21 protein-coding genes and 1 pseudogene are annotated in these 16,726 nt (G+C 66.1%); all 22 read right to left on the bottom strand.

Annotated elements, in window-relative coordinates:
- Positions 1-4: 4 nt before the first annotated feature.
- Positions 5-319, bottom strand: a complete 315-nt coding sequence (locus tag ACFUTU_RS12745) for a hypothetical protein (protein ID WP_377964756.1) — start codon at positions 317-319, stop codon at positions 5-7.
- A gap of 209 nt (positions 320-528) precedes the next feature.
- Positions 529-750 (bottom strand): annotated as a pseudogene (locus ACFUTU_RS12750) (WhiB family transcriptional regulator); the annotation flags it as partial.
- A 183-nt stretch (positions 751-933) separates the two neighbouring features.
- Positions 934-1,278: a hypothetical protein gene (locus ACFUTU_RS12755; RefSeq protein WP_377964758.1), complete on the bottom strand. Its 345-nt coding sequence runs from the start codon at positions 1,276-1,278 to the stop codon at positions 934-936.
- Positions 1,275-1,739: a hypothetical protein gene (locus ACFUTU_RS12760; protein ID WP_377964760.1), complete on the bottom strand. Its 465-nt coding sequence runs from the start codon at positions 1,737-1,739 to the stop codon at positions 1,275-1,277. The genes ACFUTU_RS12755 and ACFUTU_RS12760 overlap by 4 nt, the downstream gene beginning before the upstream one ends.
- Positions 1,739-2,080 carry a glutaredoxin family protein gene (locus ACFUTU_RS12765; protein WP_314191962.1) on the bottom strand — a complete coding sequence of 114 codons (342 nt, stop codon included), beginning with the start codon at positions 2,078-2,080 and terminating at the stop codon, positions 1,739-1,741. The genes ACFUTU_RS12760 and ACFUTU_RS12765 overlap by 1 nt, the downstream gene beginning before the upstream one ends.
- Before the next feature lie 517 nt (positions 2,081-2,597).
- On the bottom strand, positions 2,598-2,876 hold the full coding sequence (locus tag ACFUTU_RS12770) for a hypothetical protein (protein ID WP_377964762.1): 279 nt from the start codon (positions 2,874-2,876) through the stop codon (positions 2,598-2,600).
- 91 nt (positions 2,877-2,967) lie between these two features.
- Positions 2,968-3,501 (bottom strand): hypothetical protein, encoded by a 534-nt coding sequence (locus ACFUTU_RS12775; protein WP_377964764.1) that lies wholly within the window; start codon positions 3,499-3,501, stop codon positions 2,968-2,970.
- A 2-nt stretch (positions 3,502-3,503) separates the two neighbouring features.
- Positions 3,504-3,698, bottom strand: a complete 195-nt coding sequence (locus tag ACFUTU_RS12780) for a hypothetical protein (protein ID WP_377964766.1) — start codon at positions 3,696-3,698, stop codon at positions 3,504-3,506.
- The gene (locus ACFUTU_RS12785; protein WP_377964768.1) at positions 3,695-4,003 is read right to left on the bottom strand and encodes a hypothetical protein; all 309 of its coding nucleotides are present in this window, start codon (positions 4,001-4,003) and stop codon (positions 3,695-3,697) included. Before ACFUTU_RS12785 ends, ACFUTU_RS12780 begins: the two co-directional genes overlap by 4 nt.
- A 103-nt stretch (positions 4,004-4,106) precedes the next feature.
- On the bottom strand, positions 4,107-4,625 hold the full coding sequence (locus ACFUTU_RS12790) for a hypothetical protein (RefSeq protein WP_377964770.1): 519 nt from the start codon (positions 4,623-4,625) through the stop codon (positions 4,107-4,109).
- Positions 4,626-4,713: 88 nt separating this feature from the next.
- Positions 4,714-5,013, bottom strand: a complete 300-nt coding sequence (locus ACFUTU_RS12795) for a hypothetical protein (protein WP_314191968.1) — start codon at positions 5,011-5,013, stop codon at positions 4,714-4,716.
- A complete protein-coding gene (locus ACFUTU_RS12800; protein WP_377964773.1) occupies positions 5,010-5,183 on the bottom strand; it encodes a hypothetical protein in 174 nt (57 codons plus the stop codon). Before ACFUTU_RS12800 ends, ACFUTU_RS12795 begins: the two co-directional genes overlap by 4 nt.
- Positions 5,184-5,340: 157 nt before the next feature.
- Positions 5,341-5,877: a hypothetical protein gene (locus ACFUTU_RS12805; RefSeq protein WP_377964775.1), complete on the bottom strand. Its 537-nt coding sequence runs from the start codon at positions 5,875-5,877 to the stop codon at positions 5,341-5,343.
- Positions 5,870-6,946: a hypothetical protein gene (locus tag ACFUTU_RS12810; protein WP_377964777.1), complete on the bottom strand. Its 1,077-nt coding sequence runs from the start codon at positions 6,944-6,946 to the stop codon at positions 5,870-5,872. Before ACFUTU_RS12810 ends, ACFUTU_RS12805 begins: the two co-directional genes overlap by 8 nt.
- A 97-nt stretch (positions 6,947-7,043) precedes the next feature.
- On the bottom strand, positions 7,044-8,912 hold the full coding sequence (locus tag ACFUTU_RS12815) for an SNF2-related protein (RefSeq protein WP_377964779.1): 1,869 nt from the start codon (positions 8,910-8,912) through the stop codon (positions 7,044-7,046).
- Positions 8,913-8,948: 36 nt separating this feature from the next.
- Positions 8,949-9,773, bottom strand: coding sequence for a hypothetical protein (locus ACFUTU_RS12820; protein WP_377964781.1), 825 nt, complete (start codon positions 9,771-9,773; stop codon positions 8,949-8,951).
- Positions 9,770-10,189 (bottom strand): dATP/dGTP diphosphohydrolase domain-containing protein, encoded by a 420-nt coding sequence (locus ACFUTU_RS12825; RefSeq protein WP_377964783.1) that lies wholly within the window; start codon positions 10,187-10,189, stop codon positions 9,770-9,772. The genes ACFUTU_RS12820 and ACFUTU_RS12825 overlap by 4 nt, the downstream gene beginning before the upstream one ends.
- Complete coding sequence (locus ACFUTU_RS12830) at positions 10,186-10,515, bottom strand: VRR-NUC domain-containing protein (protein ID WP_314191974.1); 330 nt, start codon at positions 10,513-10,515, stop codon at positions 10,186-10,188. The genes ACFUTU_RS12825 and ACFUTU_RS12830 overlap by 4 nt, the downstream gene beginning before the upstream one ends.
- 6 nt (positions 10,516-10,521) lie before the next feature.
- Positions 10,522-10,971: a hypothetical protein gene (locus ACFUTU_RS12835; protein ID WP_377964786.1), complete on the bottom strand. Its 450-nt coding sequence runs from the start codon at positions 10,969-10,971 to the stop codon at positions 10,522-10,524.
- A gap of 164 nt (positions 10,972-11,135) precedes the next feature.
- On the bottom strand, positions 11,136-14,360 hold the full coding sequence (locus ACFUTU_RS12840; protein ID WP_377964788.1) for a hypothetical protein: 3,225 nt from the start codon (positions 14,358-14,360) through the stop codon (positions 11,136-11,138).
- A 69-nt stretch (positions 14,361-14,429) separates the two neighbouring features.
- Positions 14,430-14,663, bottom strand: a complete 234-nt coding sequence (locus ACFUTU_RS12845; RefSeq protein WP_377964790.1) for a hypothetical protein — start codon at positions 14,661-14,663, stop codon at positions 14,430-14,432.
- A gap of 7 nt (positions 14,664-14,670) precedes the next feature.
- Positions 14,671-16,512, bottom strand: a complete 1,842-nt coding sequence (locus ACFUTU_RS12850; protein ID WP_377964792.1) for a phage/plasmid primase, P4 family — start codon at positions 16,510-16,512, stop codon at positions 14,671-14,673.
- Positions 16,513-16,726: the final 214 nt, after the last annotated feature.

A 16,726-nucleotide genomic window follows, 5' to 3' on the forward strand; every position in this document is an offset into this window, starting at 1 on the left:
GTCATCAGCTCCGGATGCGTGTGAACGGGCCGGAGGTGTGGACGAACAGTGCGATGATCGGCGCGTACCGTGCGTCGCGGTGCACACCGTGGTTGTCGGTCCAGCCACCTTGGGCGTCGAGTGTCCAGCGGTCACCAGTGGCGTCGAGGTACTCCCCCGGCTTGGTGGGCAGCAGATGCTGCTTCACCAGGAGGCGAAGGCGGCGATCGATGTTCGCGCGCTTGTCGGCCGGCATCAGAGCTCCTGTCACCGGGTTGCGCGGATAGGCGTCCCCGGGCAGCAGGTCACGCCGTCGGAAGCGGCGCAGGAACAGTGGCATGGTGGTCCTTTCGTTCGGTCATGCAGCGCTCAGGCGGAGACGGCGTCCTGCCGCTCCTTGTGCCGGGCGAGCACCCGGTAGACGGTGCGGTCGGTGACCTCGGCCGTGTCGGCGATGATTCGGGGGTTCATTCCCCGGCCGGCCATCGCGACGATGAGGGCGTCGCGCTCCTGCTTCTTGGCCTGTGCGGCAGTGCGGTGAGCAGCCGCTGCGCTCTTGATGAAGTTGTCGCGTTCGGTGGTGCTGAGTCCGCCCCAGACGCCGAAGCGCTCGTCGGCGCGCAGCGCGTAGTCCAGGCACTGCGCCCGCACCCCGCACTGGCCACAAACCTTCTTGGCATCGGCGGTGCTGCCGCCCTTCTCGGGGAAGAACGCGTCGGGGTCGCTCTGGGAACACAGGGCATCCCTGCGCCACTTCTCGTCTGGTTCCTCGCCGCTCATCGTGGTGAGGCCGGGAGGCGGGTGTTCTGCTGTGCGTGCACCGTGGCTCCTCCTCGAAGTCGTCGTGCGCGTGTTGATACTTCGTACTCGGGGTGTGTAGGCACAGAGCCCCGGAGGATCCATTCCTCCGGGGCTCCGGGGCGGCTACGCCGCGCACTGCTCCCGATGCTCCTCTTAGTCACTGAAAAGGTGCGCGAAGTGTTCGTCGCTGAGGTCAATCTCGACGCGCTGGCCTCCACGAGAGACCGTGAAGACGCAGCCCTCGTCAGCGCCGGGCTGCCATGGTCCGCGCTGGAAGACCTCGCGCCAGACCTTGCTGGCGGCCTCGGCGGGAGATTCCGCGTCCTGGTCGATCGTCCATCCGACGAGGTACTCCTCGCTGCCGGTGCCCTCAAACGGGTCGAGCTGATCCCCGGGAAAGACCTGGTCGAGTGCACGTTCGAAGTCTTCCCGGGTGGTGTCGCCGCCGGACATGGCTCCGCGGACGAGGTCGGCAAGGCTATCGATGTGCAGGTTCATGGGGTTGCTCCCTGGGTTTCAGTTGGGGCGGGGTCTGCTGCGACCAACGCGGCGATGAGCTCAAGGTCGTTTCCGCTGTCGGGGTCGATGAGCGTCCCGGCGGATTCGATGTCGGCCAACGGCTGCTCGTATGTCTTACCTGCCGCGTCCCGGTAGATGAGCGTCACGCCGGACAGGTCCACGGTCGTAGTGCTTCCCGGGGAGGACCGGGAGGCTTCGACGATCGTGATGAGGTGCTGGACTTCTGCTTTCCGTTCAAGCAGAGCCTTGCGCTGGAGTGCGCGCTGCTCGAACCGGGCCAGATGCGCGTCGCAGCAGGTGTCGGTCTTGTCGGGCTCGTCCTTGGGATAGGACAGCAGATAGTGGTCCGTCTCGACGGACTTGTCGGCGAGCGTATCGAGCAGGATGTCAGCCTGCCGGGCGGTGATGCTGAGCTTGAGGTGCTGCTGCGCCGCTGCCATCAGGACGCCACCTTCCGATCTTCGGGGACGATGCCCTTGGTGCACAGCCGGACGAGCGCGGTCAGCATGTCCGGGCGGTGTCCGCCCCAGTGGATGGTGCGGCCGGAGGCCAGTTCGACGATGATCACAGGTGCCTGGGCGTAGCCAAGGTCTTCGGTGATGTGGCGGTGGTTTGCATCGCCCTGCTCGATGTCGATTTTGGTGTACTGCATGGTGGGCTGCTGCCGATCGAACAGGCTTTTGGCCTTGTCGCAGTTGGGGCACTCCGCCGGCCCGTAGATGGTGATCTTCGGGGCGGCGTGTGCGGTCCGGGGCAGGTCGCCGATCGTGGTGGGGGTCATGGGACGTGGTTTCCTTCTCTCCCTTGCTGGGGGTACGGGCGCTTTGCGGGGGGGATATTGGTGCGGTGGGGCGTGGCAGAGAGATTTGCTGGCTCACATGCCGGCCGCTTTTGACCATCCGGTGTACAGATCGACCCCATCGGGACTGAGGCCTGATGGGGTCTTCCTGGTAGGTGACCTTGTGGTGGCGATGGGCTTTACACGGTGCCGGCGGGTCGGATTCGTCCTGAGCGAATCGCGGCTGATTATGATTCCGCGCACGACGTGTGCCCATCCTCGGAATGCATCTGCTCGAGTGGGTAGTAGCAGGTGGCCTGCCGATCGAGCTCCTCGACGTGGTCTTCGTAAATGCCAAGCCGGTGGTGAGTGGGGAGCATTTGGCCGTTGATGCTCTTGCACTTCGGACAGTGGTGCTCCCCCGGGTAGTACCTGTTCCTCCGGCTGACCCGGGCTCCACAGTCCAGGCATTCCCAAGTTCCACAGGAAGGACAGGGTGGGGTCTTCCAGGCAGCCATACTTAGGGCTCTTCTTCTGCATTGTCGTCGCTGAACCCGCACCAGACGGCTTCGGCTTCTTCTGTCCACGCTTCTTCGGTGAGGATGTAGCCGATTCGGTTGACAAAATGCCACCCGGAGACGGCGTAGAGGCTGCCGCCGTCATCCCCTTCGACGATGGTCCATAGATTCCGGGAATCCCTGTCGAGGCCTTGGTCGGAGGAGCGGATCGTGTCTCCGGTGACGGGATCGGGCACAACGGTGAAGCGTGATTCGAACTCATTTTCGGTCAGCTGTTGCATGCTCTGCTCCCTGTTGTTGTTTGCTCTTAGGCCTTTCGCCACGAGGCTGACCGATGTCGTCGGGTGTGTGCTGGGCACAAATGGTCATGCATCAGCCCTCCGGGTTCAGCTGTCGAATGAGGCGCGCAATGGCGCGCCGGCGCACGGCGTTGTATTGCTCCCAGAAGGCGTCGTCGGTGCTCGCGCGGACGGCGGCGTTGATCTCTTCGTCGCTCAGTGTGGAGATGCGGTCGGCCTGCTCGGCGTTGAGGCTGTGGGCACCGGGGGCTTCTTGTAGCTCGGCGCGGACAGACTCGGCTTCCAGGGAAACGGGGTCGTGCCGGGGCTGGCTTCCACAGGGACAGCGACCGGCATCTTGGCCATGCTCGATCGCCACCCAGACGTCGTGGTTGTGGGCCAATCCCTGGTCCGCGTCGTGGCGGGCGATGGCCGTGGCCCCGGTCAGAATCTCGCTGGTTTGCCAGGCGCAGCCGATGCAAGCGGTGCCGTCTGCACTGGACTGGCCGTATACATAGGTCTGATGCTTGCCGCGGTGCTTCTGCGCCCGGACGGAAGGGATCGAATCCCAGAGCTTTTGGTCGTAGCCGGCGGGTGCGATGGTGCTGATGGGTTTGTCCAGGGGCATGGTCACCTCTCCTGCCTCTTCTGTTGGTCGCGAAGCGCCTGGCGCTCCCGCTCGCGGCGGGTGCCCTTACGGGGCTTGGGGGTGTGCCGCTGCGTCGCACTGGACTTGCGGAGTTCGCGCATCCAGTGCGCCTGTTCGGGATTCGCCGTCGGCCGGAAGCCCTCGGTGGAGTAGTGCTGTCTGCGCTTTCGGTTCATGGGTTCTTCTCCTCGGCCACGCGGGCGATGTGGCGCGCGCAGCCGGCCGCCCACGTGCGGGCATCGACGGTCTGCGCGTCGGCCACCGCCTTCGCGGCACGGTCGATGTCGATGGGTAGCCGATGCCTGATGAGCAGCGCCAGGGTGACGTCGAGCATCACGGTGCGCTCGTGGTCGCTCAGCTCTGTCTGCTCGGAGCGCCCGTGTGTGGCGCTGTTCTCGTGCAGGGTTCGGTCCGCCCGCGAATCGAGCAAGGTCTGCTTGATCTCGGGGACGAGGTCTTCTGCGGTGGTCTGGGGCGTCATGCGGTTCTTTCCGCCGGGCCGCGTGGCCCGGGATCGAGGAGCCCCGTCGCGCGCCGTCCCATAGGGACCCGGCCGCGGCGAGGCTGCGGTCGTGTGCTCTTGTTCAGTCCTTCGAGCCGACGCGGAACCGGAGGTACTCCCGCAAGGTCGGCGCGTCCGTGCCGGGAAGCGAGAGCCGGTCGAGGGCTCCGTACAGGTCCTCGTCTCCGATCAGCTTGCCCTCGTGGGCGACGACGGTTTCTGCCAGGCGGACCAGCAGGACCTTCATCTCCTCGGCGCGCTCCTCGTCGGCGGTCCGCAGGCGCTTGATGTCGATGAGGCGCTTCTCGCAGAGGCTCTTGAGGTAGAGCGCGCCCTTGCGCCACTCGAGGAATTCGATCAGCTGTGCGCTGTGGTCCAGCGGGGACAGCCGCCAGATCTCTGCGTCGTCCTGCCGGAAGGAGAGCTGCTGGTCGATGCTGGATGCGGTGGTCTTCAGCCAGTGCTCGGCCTGGTTGAGGCCGGCCGGCGTGGTGGTGATCTCAGCCCAGACGGCGTCGTCGCGCAGGCAGCTGCGCATCACGGCGTCGAGCGGGTCGTGCAGGCGCAGAGGGGTGGGACTGGCGGTGGTCGTCATGGTCATGGCGGATGTCCTTGTTGGTCGTGTCGTTGATGGTCTCCGGAGCGTAAGCCCCGGCTGTGAGCTCTGGCGCTGGCCGTGGGTGCCGGGCTTAGTCCCTGGTGCTGAAGCGCAGGTCCGGCCAGATGGGCTCGACCGAGACGCCCAGCAGCTGTATGCGGGGGTTGCGGTTCTTGTTGAGCTTCCAGGCGCGGCGCACTGCAGCGGCCTTGTTCCGTGCCGTCTTCTGGTCGTCGAACGGCCCGATCAGGCGCGAGTAGGCCTGGGTTCTGCCGGACTTCAGGCTCTCGGCCTGCATCATCACCACTACGCCGTAGCCGTTGGCCTCCTCGGATACCAGGTCTTCCCACGAGTCGTAGGTGCGTTCGGTCTGTGTGCTGTACGCCTTCATGGCAAGATCTCCTGGTTGTAAGGCTGGCTGTTGATGGGCCGCTCCCAGAGCGGCATGCCGTCCTCGCCGTTCTCTGCCGAGAACTCGAGGCGGACGCCACGCCGGTCCACGTGTGCGCCGAAGTCGGACCAGCCCGCGGGCGGGAGCCGGTAAATGGGTCGCTCAGCCATGGGCCTGGCTCCTTCCTGTCGTGGTGTCGTGGCGATGACGGGGACCGGGCCGAAGCCCGAGCCCCGGCATCACTGCCCCGGCACCCGGGTCGGCCCCGCCGACCCCGACGCTGTGCCGTCCGGTGACCAGGACCCTGCGGGAGCTGGTCACCGATCGTCATGAACCAGCGGTGATGCGTTCCCCGTGCTGGGCGAGCGTGCGGCCGTTGACCTTCACGCTGTCGACGGCGGAGGTTGCCAGTTCCAGAGCATCCTCGAAGGAAAACCTGAAGCGGCGAATGAACTCTTCATCTCGCGAGGAGGGCTGCAGCTCGAACTCCCAGGTGCCCTCCGCTGAGAGGCAGTGGCCCATATGCATGACTGCCCAACGGTCCAGTTGCGTCTCGGGGTCCTGTCCGCGCCATTCGAGGGTCACTTCGAAGTGCCCCTTGTCCACGAGCGGGGAGTCGGCGTAACCGGTGGGCAGTACGCGATGGACCGAGGGGACGACCCGGGGGCCCTCATTCCCTTCCCGTTCGAGGCGACGGCGCTCGTCAGCCAGCGCATCAGCGATGGCTCCGGTCTTGAACGCCGCGAGTTCCCCGGAACCCACGTCATAGATCGGCGCTTCGTTCTCGTTGAGAAAGTAGTGGCGCATGGCTTCTGCGGCAGCGCGGGCTCCGCGTTCGAACTCGGTCATCCTGGTCTCAGTCATGGTGCTGTTCTCCTGTGTTTTCGATGTGGCCCTGCCGACGTTCGGCAGCCCAGGGAAGGCGCGAGTCCTGGTCAGCGGAGCACCAGAGCCCGCCAAGCGAGGCGCTTCTGTAGGTGTGGGGCAGGTGGTCCTCACGGTTTCCGCAGAGCCCGACCGGCAGCCCGGCCGGGTCTCCAGTCAGCTCGGCGAATCGCAGCCGGTACTCGAGCTCGGCAGCATCCGGGCTCCACGCATGGATCTCGCCCCCGAAGGGCTGACCGGGAACCCCCCAGTCCCCCGCGGGCTCGCCCAGCAGTGCTGCGCGCTCGTCGAGCAGGATCCGCGAGTCGGCGTGCTTCACCTCGGCGGGCATGGTGGGGTCGATGCTGAACTTTTGGGCGATGGCGATCATGACGCTGTCCTCCACGGCCCGGTACTCGGGCATGTGAAGCTTCAGTGGGCGGACCATGTCGCCCACGTATGCCTCTGTCGCGTCGTGCAGCAGCGCCCAGAGCGCGTGTTCCGGGGCGACTAGCCGCGAGAGGAGCACACAGTGTTCGGCGACAGACATGAACCGGCGGACGTGGCCGTTGTAGCGGCACTGCATGGACAGTGCGTGTGCGATGTCGGCGATGTCCACGTCCTCGGGCCGTGGGTCCAGCGGGTAGAACCGGCGACCTGTGTAGGTCTGCATCCAGTTGCCTCGCGGCGCAACGGTTGAGACGGGCGGGGCTCCGGCTGCGGCCATCCCTGCTCCCTGATCGCGAACGACGCTCCGGGTCCCGCGGGCGGGGTCGAAGCTGGCCGGCAGCTCGCGGTCGAAGAGCTTCTCGAGCAGCGCCACGCCGGGGTCCACGGGTTCGCTCTCTGCGCTCTGGAGCCAGAGCACGCCGTAGTGTTCCCCGGTTTCGCGCAGCACGACGTCGTGCAGGCTGTCGTCGGTGTTGTCGATCGTGTAGTCCGTGTTCGGCCCGAGGGCCGGTGCGCGCAGCGGCTTCGTACCGGGCCGCGCCTGCATGGCTTCTCTGGCCTCGGCGGTGAAGCGCACGCGCGCTCCGTCGGGCCAGGCCTGGTGTTTCCGGTCATTCATGAATCAGTCCTCCTCGGGCCGGGTGGCATTGGGGTCGGGGTGGTGCGCCGCGGAGCGCCGGCGCGTGGCTGGTGCTCCGCGGCGACGGGATGGGCTGTCAGACCCGTTCGGAGACCCACAGGTCGTTGAGGTCGTCCTGGATCTCCTCCTCGAGGGCGACGAGGATCGCCTCCTCGCCGGACACAGCCGAGATGAGGTCGTCCTGGACCTGTTGCTTCTCCGCCAGGACTCCGGGCATCCGCTCGTCCTGAGTGCCCTTGGTGATGATCCGGTGGATCACCACGGGCTTGGTCTGCCCCGTGCGGTACAGGCGGCCGTTGGTCTGCAGGTAGTGCTCGAGCGAGAACGGCAGCGTGTACCAGATCATCGTTGAGCCGCCGTCCTGCAGGTTCAGGCCGTGGCCGGCCGCCGCAGGGTGCAGCAGCATCACCTGGATCTGCTTGGCGTTCCACCGGCGGACCATCTCGCGCGAGCCGTCGAAGACCTGTGCGTCGATGCCTGCCTTCTTGAAGCGCGCCATCAGCTGCTCCAGGTCAGAACGGAAGTGGTACGCAACCAGCACGGGGTCTCCCCCGCTGTTGCGCACCAGGTACTCGGCCATTTCGAGTTTTTTGTCGTGGATCACCTCGTATTGGCCCTTGGTCGCCGGGACCTCCGGGTCGGCTGTGTAGAGCGTCCCCGAGGCGAACTGCATCAGTTTGCTGGTGAGGACCGCCTGGTTCTCGGCGACGATCGACTCAACGCTCTGGGTGAGCTTGCCGTTCTCGTCCTGGTAGGTCTTCACGACATCGAGCACAAGGTCGCGCCTGAACTCCTTGTAGGCCTGCATGAGGTCCGGCGGGAGGGTGACGTTGGCGTCCTGGATTGTCAGGCCCGGCAGGTTGAGGTTGGTGTTCTGCGCGCTCATCACCAGGTGCCTGATGGCCTCATGGATCTCGGCCTCGGCGTTCGGGGTCGGAATCCACTTCGCGGGCGTGGTGGTGCCGGGCACCATCTTCGGAATGAACCACCGGTTGCGGAACTCCGTGATGGTCCGGCCCAGGGCCTCGCCCTGGTCGAGCAGGTAGATCTGGCTCCACAGGTCGTGCAGCCCGTTCGGGCTCGGCGTGCCGGTCAGCTCGATGAGCCGCGTGATGGCCGGGCGGACTGTCTTCAGCGCCTTGAACCGGGCGCTGCTGTGGGACTTGAATCCCTGCGACTCGTCGATGATCACCGTCTGGAACGGCCAGATGAGGGTGTCCTGTCCGTTGATGGACTGGATCGGCATCTGGTCGACCAGACCGTAGCGGCACTGAGGGCAGCCATCGCCGCCGCAGCTGCGGCAGTCGTGGCTCTCGCGCTCCAACGCGCCGCGGGTGACGAGCTCGCTGATCGCCTCCTTGACCGCGGTCTTGGTGGGGGGTTTGGTTCCGGGCTGCCCGGCAGCCAGCTGGAGGAAGTGCCCGATCAGCTGCTCCTGGGCCATCGCTCCGATCGTCTCGATGAGCCCGCGCAGCTGTACGGCCTTGGGTGAAATCCCGGCGGCGATGGCATCGCCGGTGGGGTCGCCGGTCAGCTGGAGCAGACGCGCACCCTGGGAGGGCTGGGTCAGCAGCTCCTGGTTGACGAAGTACATCGTCGGCGGGTCGGAGAAGACTTCCCGGAAGCGTTCCAAGCGCTTCTCCTTGGGCAGCTTCCGGTCGTTCTCGTTGACGATGAGCGACTTGGTGCGTATCGGGAACCCCCACTTGTCGATTTCGTCGAGCCAGGTCGAGCGTGCGATCGCGATCGGTGCGACGACGAGGATGTGACCCATCGGCCGGACTGTCTGCAGGACACTGAGGGTCGAAAGCGTCTTCCCTGCTCCGACACCAAGCCAGGCCCCGGCGAAGGGACGGCTGACGAGGAAGTCGTGGATCTGCTGCTGGTAGGGCTTGAGCACGATGGGCGCGGGTGACGGCTGCGGGGGTGCAATTGTCGTGGTCATGGCGTGCGGCCTCCTCTCATCGGTCGGTGCTCGGGATCAGGCATGGAATGCCTCGCGGATAAGGCCCAGGCGGACCTCGGCGTCATCGGCCCGGCGCGTCTGGGCGGCGAGCTCTGCCTCCAGCCCGACGATCCTGCGCTGCAGGGCGGCAACACGCGGGTCCTCACCCAGCGCGGTGCGTACGCGTTCGAGGACTGCTTCGGCAGAGGCATCCCCGACGGCCGAATCGGGTATGGGTGGCGCAAACGGCAGATCTTCCTGGGCCTCGGCGGTCATGTCGTCCTCTGCTTCCTGCCCGGGCTCGGGCGCGATCATCAGGTGTCCCCGGCGGCGGGTGGGCCGGGCAGCCTCCGGCTGCTTCTGTTCCGGTGCCTCGGGTTGTGCGGGCGCGTCGACGGGCACAGGCTCGAAGGCCGGCTCTCCGGCCCCGTCGAACGCGACCTCGATGAGCTGGTCCGCAGGCAGACCCCCGGCCTGGGCGTCGAACCAGCGGGAGAAGGCGGCCGGGTGCTCGACGAAGGCCACGGCTACGGTCATCTGCTCTCTGCCGCGCGGCGCGCTGTCCGCAGCAGAAACTTCGTCGTCGGGCCGGTGCCCGGCGAGCAGCCGCTTCATGTCCGCACGGGCGTTCTGCGCCGCGCGGTTGGCCGAGGTCAGGTTGCGCGGCACGGACACAGATCCGCCGGTGTTGTTGCGCAGGATGGCGTGGCCCCGGGACGAGACACGCCCAACGCAGCCGGCCTGCATTGCTGCGAGCACGAGCTCCGTGGCCTCGCGGTCGAAGGTGCCCAAGTCGGCCCGGGTGAGCTGCCGGAAGGCCGAGGTGGCCTGGCCGTTGCCCTTGGTGACGCGGCCGCTCATCGGGCGGCCTCCTGGGTCCCGGCGTCACCGCGGGCGATCACCGTCCGGGTGCTCTCCGCTGCCAGGAGGTTGAATACCACAGCAGCGGCATGGTCTTCGTCGTCCTCGCCGCACATCCACTGCATGAAGTGGCGGAACGCGCTGGCGCGGAACTCCTCCATCTCCGCGGCGGTGCTGGCCTGCTCCCAGTCTCGCGAGTCGTACTTGCGCGCTCCGCGCTCCACGAGCGCGGCAGTCCTGGTGAGCAGCTGGTCCTGGCAGGGAACCTGCAGGGGCACGAGCAGGTCAAAGCGGGGCTGGCCCGTCTTCACCTCTCGCTGCATGCCGGAGGCGGTGATCCGGCGTGATCCGGAGTCCTTGGTCTCGTAGTCGCGGGCGTCTGTCTCCGGGCCTGCGGACATGGCTGTTGCGGTCATGATGCTGCTTTCTGCTGGCTGTCGGTCAGGTGGTGGCCGAGCACGTGGGCGATGAAGGCGTCGACGGCCTGCTCGTCGTCCACGACGTGGATCTCGGCACCGAAGCGGCGCATCTTGGCGTGCATGACACGCTGTCGCTTCTCGAGGTCGCCGCCGGGCCGCTTGACCTCGACGAAGACCGTTCCGGTGGGCGTGATGACGATTCGGTCGGGTACGCCACCGCGGGCCGGGGACACGAACTTCAGGCAGAACAGGCCGTGCCGGCGGCACTGCGTGAGCAGGTGCTGCTCGACGGCCTTCTCGCGCTGGTTCTTTTTCCTCGGCATGGGGGCTCAGTCCTCGTCGGTCCCGGCAGTGTCGGAGGTGTCGCTGTCAAGGAAATACCCGAAGCCGACGATGTCCTCGTCGTCGATGTAGGCGGCGATGGCGTCCGGGTCGTAGACGAAGCTCGGATCCTCCGGGTCGACTACGACCCAGCGCTTGGCCGCGTTGCCGTAGTTGGAGAAGCCGTCGGTGTCGGCAACGGTCACCAGGCCCTGGTGTGCAAGCTCCTTCAGCCGGGTGCGGATGCCGGAGTCCGAGGATCGCGGCACCTCGCCGAGGCTGGTGACGACGCGGTCGTGGTAGGCGGCGATGAGCTCGTCGTGGGTGAACGGCCCCTTCTCGGGGACGATGTCGAGCACGATGGGGCGGACCCGGGATGCGCCGAGGGCAGCCTTCACGGCAGCGGCGTACGAGGTCTCCGGATCAGTGGTACGGACGGGGAGTGTTGACTGGGACATGATGGCCTCTCGTGGTCGTGTCGTGACGAGTCGGAATTGCCTTTCCTACTCAATTATGACTCGAAGTGAATGATCTATGCGGCACCATTTGCAATGATGTTCAGAAGTGAACAAGGGGAGCCGCGGTATACGCGGCCCCCTTGTTCGGGCGTTGACGGATTGGCTCAGGCGGCCGCGTTCATCCAGTTCTTGGTGAACGTCTCCTCGAGCATCCGGACGTAGGTGTCCAGGTCCAGCGAGGCGATGAGCCGCTCGATCCGGTCGGCCGGCAGCTGGTGCAGGTCGTCGTTGACGACGACCATTGACCAGGTGGGGTCGATGGCGTTGATGCGCCGCACCACGACGTCCTGGTCGTCCGGGAGCACTGCGAGCCCGTCGGACGTGCTGGCCTCGGCGCGGGAGCGCGCCCAGCCGTTGTGGCGCAGTACCTCCAGCGCGACCGGGTCACGCTTGGCACGGCCGATGCCCTCTTCGCGGCGCTTGGCCTGACTGGCCGCGGTGACCTTCCAGGCACCGGCGTTGAGCAGGCTCCGGGCGTTCTCGGTGCCCTCGCGGACAATGAACACCCGGTTGACCATCTGCAGCACCTGCGGGTCGCGGACGTTGGTCACGTGTCCCTGCTCGCTGTACTCCACGCCCACGGCGGGATCGATCGGCGCAGCCGAGAAGGGGTAGGTGATCGAGCCGCGGGAGGCCGCGATAACGTTCTGGAACAACAGGAGCGACCGGATCGGGTTGTCCTCCAGGACGGCTTCCTCGATCACCTTCCGGCCCAGCATCAGGTCGAAGGGCTCCGCGATCGCCGACTCTCCCCTGCTCGCCACCGTCTGCAGGTAGCGGGCCAGGGCGAAGTCGATGACAGCCGGGTGGGCCAGCGACTTCGTAGGAGTCGGGCCGGCGTGGCAAGCCAGCGTGCCGCCGCCGGCGGCAATGATCGGGCTGTCCGCTACCGAACGCCCCGGCTCCGGGGCTTCCAGCTCCAGGCGGTTGTTCGAGTCCTTGCTGATGAGGAACATCAGCTCAGGCTCGATGTCGACGCCGATCGCGGCCTGCTGCTCGGTGAGCACGCGGTTGTTGGTGGCCTCGTCGAAGCCGTTCTCTCCGCCGACCACTGAGTAGAGGCCGTCGGTGTTGGTGGAAATGATCCGCGCCCCCGCCAGGGTCTGGGCCTGTCCGATCCGCCAGCTGAACAGCTGGCCGAGGATGCGCATCGAGATGATGCGGTTGTTCATCCGGATCGGCGTGCGGTGACCTGCGTCGCCTGCGCCCGAGGCTGAGTTGAGGATCAGCTTCGTGCCGTTGCGCAGCACGCCGAGCCCGGCGATCTGGGCCTTCAGCCGCGCAGCGTCAGGGCTGTCACCCGGAAGCTGCGCCAGCTGCTTCTTCAGCGCCTTGATCTCCTGGCCGTAGCGCTCCTTGTCGAAGAAGATCTTCGCGTAGCGGTCCTCGCCAAGCTCGGGGTTCCAGAACGCACGCATGTTGCGCAGCAAGTTCGGGTAGTAGCTGGTGAAGTCCTCGTGGATCACCAGGCCGGCCGAGGTGCGTGCGAACTTCGGGTGCAGCTTGTCGGAGCCGTCTTCCTTCGCGATGAACAGCTCCGGCTTCTTCTTCGCCGGCTCATCGCGGTAGGCGGCATTGGTGGCCGTGTTGTTGGCGAGTACCACCTTGCCTTCCAGGACACCGCCGTCGGCCAGGACGACGTTCAGCGCCTCCGCCTCGGGCCGCTGGGTAGTCAACAGATCCGCCGGGTCGGGCACCTGGGCCTGGGCACGGGCGAGCTGCCCCGCCTGGTCAGGGTCGTCCTTCTTCGGCTTGCGGTACTTGACCTTCTCCGGGTCTGAACCCAGCAAGACCAGCCGCTTGTCGACGAAGGTGCCGTCAGGCAGACGGAGCATGGCGTGCTGACGCTTGGCCTCGGCCACGAAGTCCTTTGCGTCCGGGAAGGCCTGTGCCGCCCGGATGAGCATCATGGTCTGATCGTTGTGCTCGACTTTCTCGGCATTGAACACCGTCAGGTCCGCTTCGGCCCCGTGGATGCCGCCGGTGGAGAACGTGGCGAAGCAGGACGACGGCGAGGCGTCCGCCCGGAAATACGGCACGTTGTTCGGCGTCTTGGGTACGTCGCGCAGCGACTTGGCCGGAAGGCTGAACTTGTCGCGGTACTCCTCGGAGTCGTTGAAGTTCGTCCCCTCGATCGAGCGGTAGTACGCCACAACCTGCATGAACTGCCGGTGCGCCTCGCGCTGGGCATCGGTCACGCCGGGGTGGGTGGACGGGTCGGGTGCGACGTTCTCCTCGAAGAAACGCACGCATTCGTCGAGCACGTTGACCGGCTCAATCCCGCGCTCTCTGGCGACCTCCGGGTGGGGATACACGAAGGACACCGCCTCGATGTCGTCCAGCGAAGCGTAGGGCGCGAGGATGCGGCCCACGAACTTCGCCGATGAGGAGTCGACAGCCAGCCGGTCCTTGCGCACCGCGCCGTTCTTGGTGAACACCGTTTCGGCGAACTGAGTGAGCAGGCCGGCCTTGAGGTCGAAGTTGCTCGCGTACGCCGGGTGCCGGAACAGCTGGGCCAGGCCCAGGCAATCCGAGACGTTGTAAGCCAGCAGTTCATAGAGGTCCTCGACTGCCACGATGCTCGTGTCGTGGCTGAGCTTCTCGGACTCTTTGATCTGGCGTCCGAGCATCCCGAGCAGGCGCTTGAGGCTGACCTTCGACTGCAGTTCGTTCAGTCGGGCCACGTCCAGGTGCCGGCCCGAGTGAAGCATGGCGCGGCGGATCTTCGCAGCCGCCCCGTCCCAGCCAAGATAGCCGGGCATGTACTCGATGTGATGGGACGAGAAGAGCTGATCGTTGTGGTCGCGCAGGGTACGGGCCGTGGTCGGCTGGAATGGTTGACCGCTGCCCGGGTTCGGGAAGGCCTCGTTGAGGTAGAGCGCGACCATTGTCGTGTCGTAGTTCATCGAGTTGTAGCCTGCGAGGAACGGGTGCCGTGCCGGGTCATAATCGGCGTCGGTGTCGCAGACCGGACGAAGCGCCGCGGGGTACCCGCCGGGGTCGGAGCGGTTGCATACCTGGTCGGCGTTCGAGAGCCCCATCAGCTCTGCGAGCCGAAGGCTGCCCCGTTCGCCGCCGAGGTTCCACAGCTGGACGCTGACCGCTGGAAGGCCCGGGTTGGAGCGGATCACGGTGTCGTAGAGGGCCTGGGGATCAACGGAGGCAACGAGCGCCGGGTCGTCGGCCAGGAAGAAGATCTCCAGGTCGTGGACGGTGCGGCCCGGCCGCGGAGTGTAGGCGCACAGCGTGAAGACGTTCGACAGCGATTCGATGTCGTAGAACGTGAAGAGCGCGGTCTCAGCTGTGACGGGGGTGCGCTGGGTGGTCATGGGTCTGGCCTTTCGGTCGTCACCGGCCGTCACGGCCGGGTGTGTAGTTGTCGTCAGCAGGCGCAGGGCCTACACAGGGTTGTGTGGAGAGCGGCGGCGCGGGGCGTCCATCCTGCTGGAGGCCTCAACCACGAGCCGCCGCTTCTCCTCCGGGTCGGCACTGATCTGCGAGCGGACGATCAGGTTGGTGATCCGCTGTTCGCGGGCGACATCGGCCAGCGCGGTGCTCGCCCTGCCCTGCTGCCGGGCGAGGTCGGCCACCGCCCGGGCGAGCTCGGTGATGGCCCTGGCGATTGTGGGCATGGTCGGATCAGTCCTCTCCTGTGGTGTCCTCGTCGTCGGCGTCCACCTGGACGGCGGGACCGGTGTGCCGGAGCAGGCCGCGGTAGTTGGCCTGCAGGACCGGCTGCGACTTCTTCTTCGGGTCCGAGCCGCTGTAGTGCGGGTTCATCCACTTCTTCAGCTCGTACTCGGCGATGGTTGTCTCGGGGGTGGCCATCATCTGGCCGGGGCGGATCTTCTTGTTCTTGTCCGGGCAGTGCCACAGCGGGTCAGGCCGCACGATCGCCACCAGGTCCGTGATGAACTGCTTGTTGCTCACCGGCGATCCCGAGGGCGAGACGTCCGCGAACCAGGCCTTGTAGAGGTCGTAGGCGAAGGTGAAAGGCACCAGGTCCCACACCAGTCGCTCGCGGAACTCTTCCCAGAAGGCGCGCACAGGGTCGTTGGCCTCCTTGTACTCCGCCAGGACGTCCTTGGTCGCCACCGGCTCGGAGAGCTGGTAGTAGTTGCCCGGGTCGGCCGCGCCGGCGCGGTTGAGCACGTACCAGAGGGCGTACTCCAGGACCTCGCGGCGCTGGAGGTAGTCGTCCTTGATGTACTTGCGCTCCATGCCGGTGAAGCTCTTGTTGAACGGTACGAACAGCTGCCGGCGGTAGAAGCTCTCGGACTTGTCCTTCACGCGCGGGAATTCGTTGAGGCACTGGACCATGAAGCCGAAGAACTGGTAGGCGATCGGCATCCGGTACTTGCGGTTGATCTGGATGACGTCGTTGGTGACAATCGCCTTCAGGTTGGCTGCCTTGTCGATGAAGGTGCCCACGTCGTTCTCGTCGACGATGATCGCGTTGGCGCGTACGAGCGGTTCGAGCGCGAAGTCCTTGCCGAAGTCGCTCAGCGGGATCGAGGTGTGAGAGCGTGGGCCGCACAGGTTGCGCATGAGGGAGCAAAGCGTGCCTTTGCCGTTGTTGCCCTGTTCTGAGTAAAACCAGGCGGTCTTGCCCCAGCTGACGTGCGGACGGATGATCGCGCCGATGACCTCCCAGAGCAGTTCGGGGATACCCTCCTCGTCGGAGAGTTCGCAGATCCAGGACTCGATGTCCCAGGTCGATCCGTCGACAGGGTGGACGATCACCGGGTTGTCAGGGTCCTCGACGTAGTCGATGTGGCACTTGGCCAGGAATACCAGTGCCGGGTCGAAGGGTACGAGCGACTTGGGCTCGAAGTGGAAGGCCTTGCCGCCCTCGTGGATGTCCCGGGCCTCGCGGCCATAGTGGAACACTCCGTTGTTCACGGCGATGAGGTCTCTGTGGCTGCACTGGTGCCGGCGCGGGCTGTCTTCGCGGAGTACTGCCAGGACCTCGGCGAATTCCTTGAGTGTCAACTGGGTGTTGTAACGGCGCGCCGTGGTGCGGATGTCGTCCTCGCTGGTGGTGTACGTGCCGCGGCCCGGGCCGGTGGCCTGGTACATCGCCAGCAGGTCGTACTCGCGGTCAGTGTCCTTGGCGCTGGGGGCGATGCGGATCACGTGGTGAAGGCTCAGCAGGATTTGCGCCACTTGCCAGTAGGTCAGGTGCCGGGCCAGGGGCAGCTTTTCGGCAGCCACCTTGGTCTTGCTGTTTTCGGCCTTGGAGACGCCGTTGACGATGGCGAGCAGCTGCTTCTCGAGCAAGCGCGGTGCCGGCGGGTCCGACGGGTCGATCAGCTGGAGGTAGACCTCGGTCGCGCGCGTGACGATTTCGTTTTGCGGGGCGATGTCGCCGCCGTCGGCGAAGTACGTCATGACCTCGGTGAAGGCGTCGGCGACAGGGTTGGTCGAGGGGGTGTCGAAGTCCTCGTCGAAGACGGGCGTTGGGTCGTCAGGAGTCGTCATGCTGCTGTCTTTCTCGATCGCGTCGAGCACCTGCCGGCAGTGAGTGGGAAGCCGATTGGTCTCGTAATCGAATAGGAACGTGCTCACGACTCTATGCCATCCGAATGGTCTTTCGCAACGAGTCGACTGATAACAGACTCATGGTTCGACAGAGGTCCCGTGTTGTACCCGGTCGGGGCTCGGAGGGGTCGCGCGCGAGACCCGGAGGCCACAG

The organism is Arthrobacter sp. NPDC057388 (assembly GCF_042668165.1).
Taxonomy (GTDB): domain Bacteria; phylum Actinomycetota; class Actinomycetes; order Actinomycetales; family Micrococcaceae; genus Arthrobacter.

Excerpts from the sequence above, each read along its gene's own strand:
- ACFUTU_RS12780 (WP_377964766.1), bottom strand. The coding sequence starts at position 3,698 with ATGAACCGAAAGCGCAGACAGCACTACTCCACCGAGGGCTTCCGGCCG.
- ACFUTU_RS12810 (WP_377964777.1), bottom strand. The coding sequence starts at position 6,946 with ATGAATGACCGGAAACACCAGGCCTGGCCCGACGGAGCGCGCGTGCGC.
- ACFUTU_RS12790 (WP_377964770.1), bottom strand. The coding sequence starts at position 4,625 with ATGACCATGACGACCACCGCCAGTCCCACCCCTCTGCGCCTGCACGAC.
- ACFUTU_RS12825 (WP_377964783.1), bottom strand. The coding sequence starts at position 10,189 with ATGACCGCAACAGCCATGTCCGCAGGCCCGGAGACAGACGCCCGCGAC.
- ACFUTU_RS12785 (WP_377964768.1), bottom strand. The coding sequence starts at position 4,003 with ATGACGCCCCAGACCACCGCAGAAGACCTCGTCCCCGAGATCAAGCAG.
- ACFUTU_RS12840 (WP_377964788.1), bottom strand. The coding sequence starts at position 14,360 with ATGACCACCCAGCGCACCCCCGTCACAGCTGAGACCGCGCTCTTCACG.
- ACFUTU_RS12755 (WP_377964758.1), bottom strand. The coding sequence starts at position 1,278 with ATGAACCTGCACATCGATAGCCTTGCCGACCTCGTCCGCGGAGCCATG.
- ACFUTU_RS12775 (WP_377964764.1), bottom strand. The coding sequence starts at position 3,501 with ATGCCCCTGGACAAACCCATCAGCACCATCGCACCCGCCGGCTACGAC.
- ACFUTU_RS12770 (WP_377964762.1), bottom strand. The coding sequence starts at position 2,876 with ATGCAACAGCTGACCGAAAATGAGTTCGAATCACGCTTCACCGTTGTG.
- ACFUTU_RS12760 (WP_377964760.1), bottom strand. The coding sequence starts at position 1,739 with ATGGCAGCGGCGCAGCAGCACCTCAAGCTCAGCATCACCGCCCGGCAG.
- ACFUTU_RS12850 (WP_377964792.1), bottom strand. The coding sequence starts at position 16,512 with ATGACGACTCCTGACGACCCAACGCCCGTCTTCGACGAGGACTTCGAC.
- ACFUTU_RS12820 (WP_377964781.1), bottom strand. The coding sequence starts at position 9,773 with ATGAGCGGCCGCGTCACCAAGGGCAACGGCCAGGCCACCTCGGCCTTC.
- ACFUTU_RS12765 (WP_314191962.1), bottom strand. The coding sequence starts at position 2,080 with ATGACCCCCACCACGATCGGCGACCTGCCCCGGACCGCACACGCCGCC.
- ACFUTU_RS12835 (WP_377964786.1), bottom strand. The coding sequence starts at position 10,971 with ATGTCCCAGTCAACACTCCCCGTCCGTACCACTGATCCGGAGACCTCG.
- ACFUTU_RS12805 (WP_377964775.1), bottom strand. The coding sequence starts at position 5,877 with ATGACTGAGACCAGGATGACCGAGTTCGAACGCGGAGCCCGCGCTGCC.
- ACFUTU_RS12745 (WP_377964756.1), bottom strand. The coding sequence starts at position 319 with ATGCCACTGTTCCTGCGCCGCTTCCGACGGCGTGACCTGCTGCCCGGG.
- ACFUTU_RS12815 (WP_377964779.1), bottom strand. The coding sequence starts at position 8,912 with ATGACCACGACAATTGCACCCCCGCAGCCGTCACCCGCGCCCATCGTG.
- ACFUTU_RS12800 (WP_377964773.1), bottom strand. The coding sequence starts at position 5,183 with ATGGCTGAGCGACCCATTTACCGGCTCCCGCCCGCGGGCTGGTCCGAC.
- ACFUTU_RS12830 (WP_314191974.1), bottom strand. The coding sequence starts at position 10,515 with ATGCCGAGGAAAAAGAACCAGCGCGAGAAGGCCGTCGAGCAGCACCTG.
- ACFUTU_RS12845 (WP_377964790.1), bottom strand. The coding sequence starts at position 14,663 with ATGCCCACAATCGCCAGGGCCATCACCGAGCTCGCCCGGGCGGTGGCC.
- ACFUTU_RS12795 (WP_314191968.1), bottom strand. The coding sequence starts at position 5,013 with ATGAAGGCGTACAGCACACAGACCGAACGCACCTACGACTCGTGGGAA.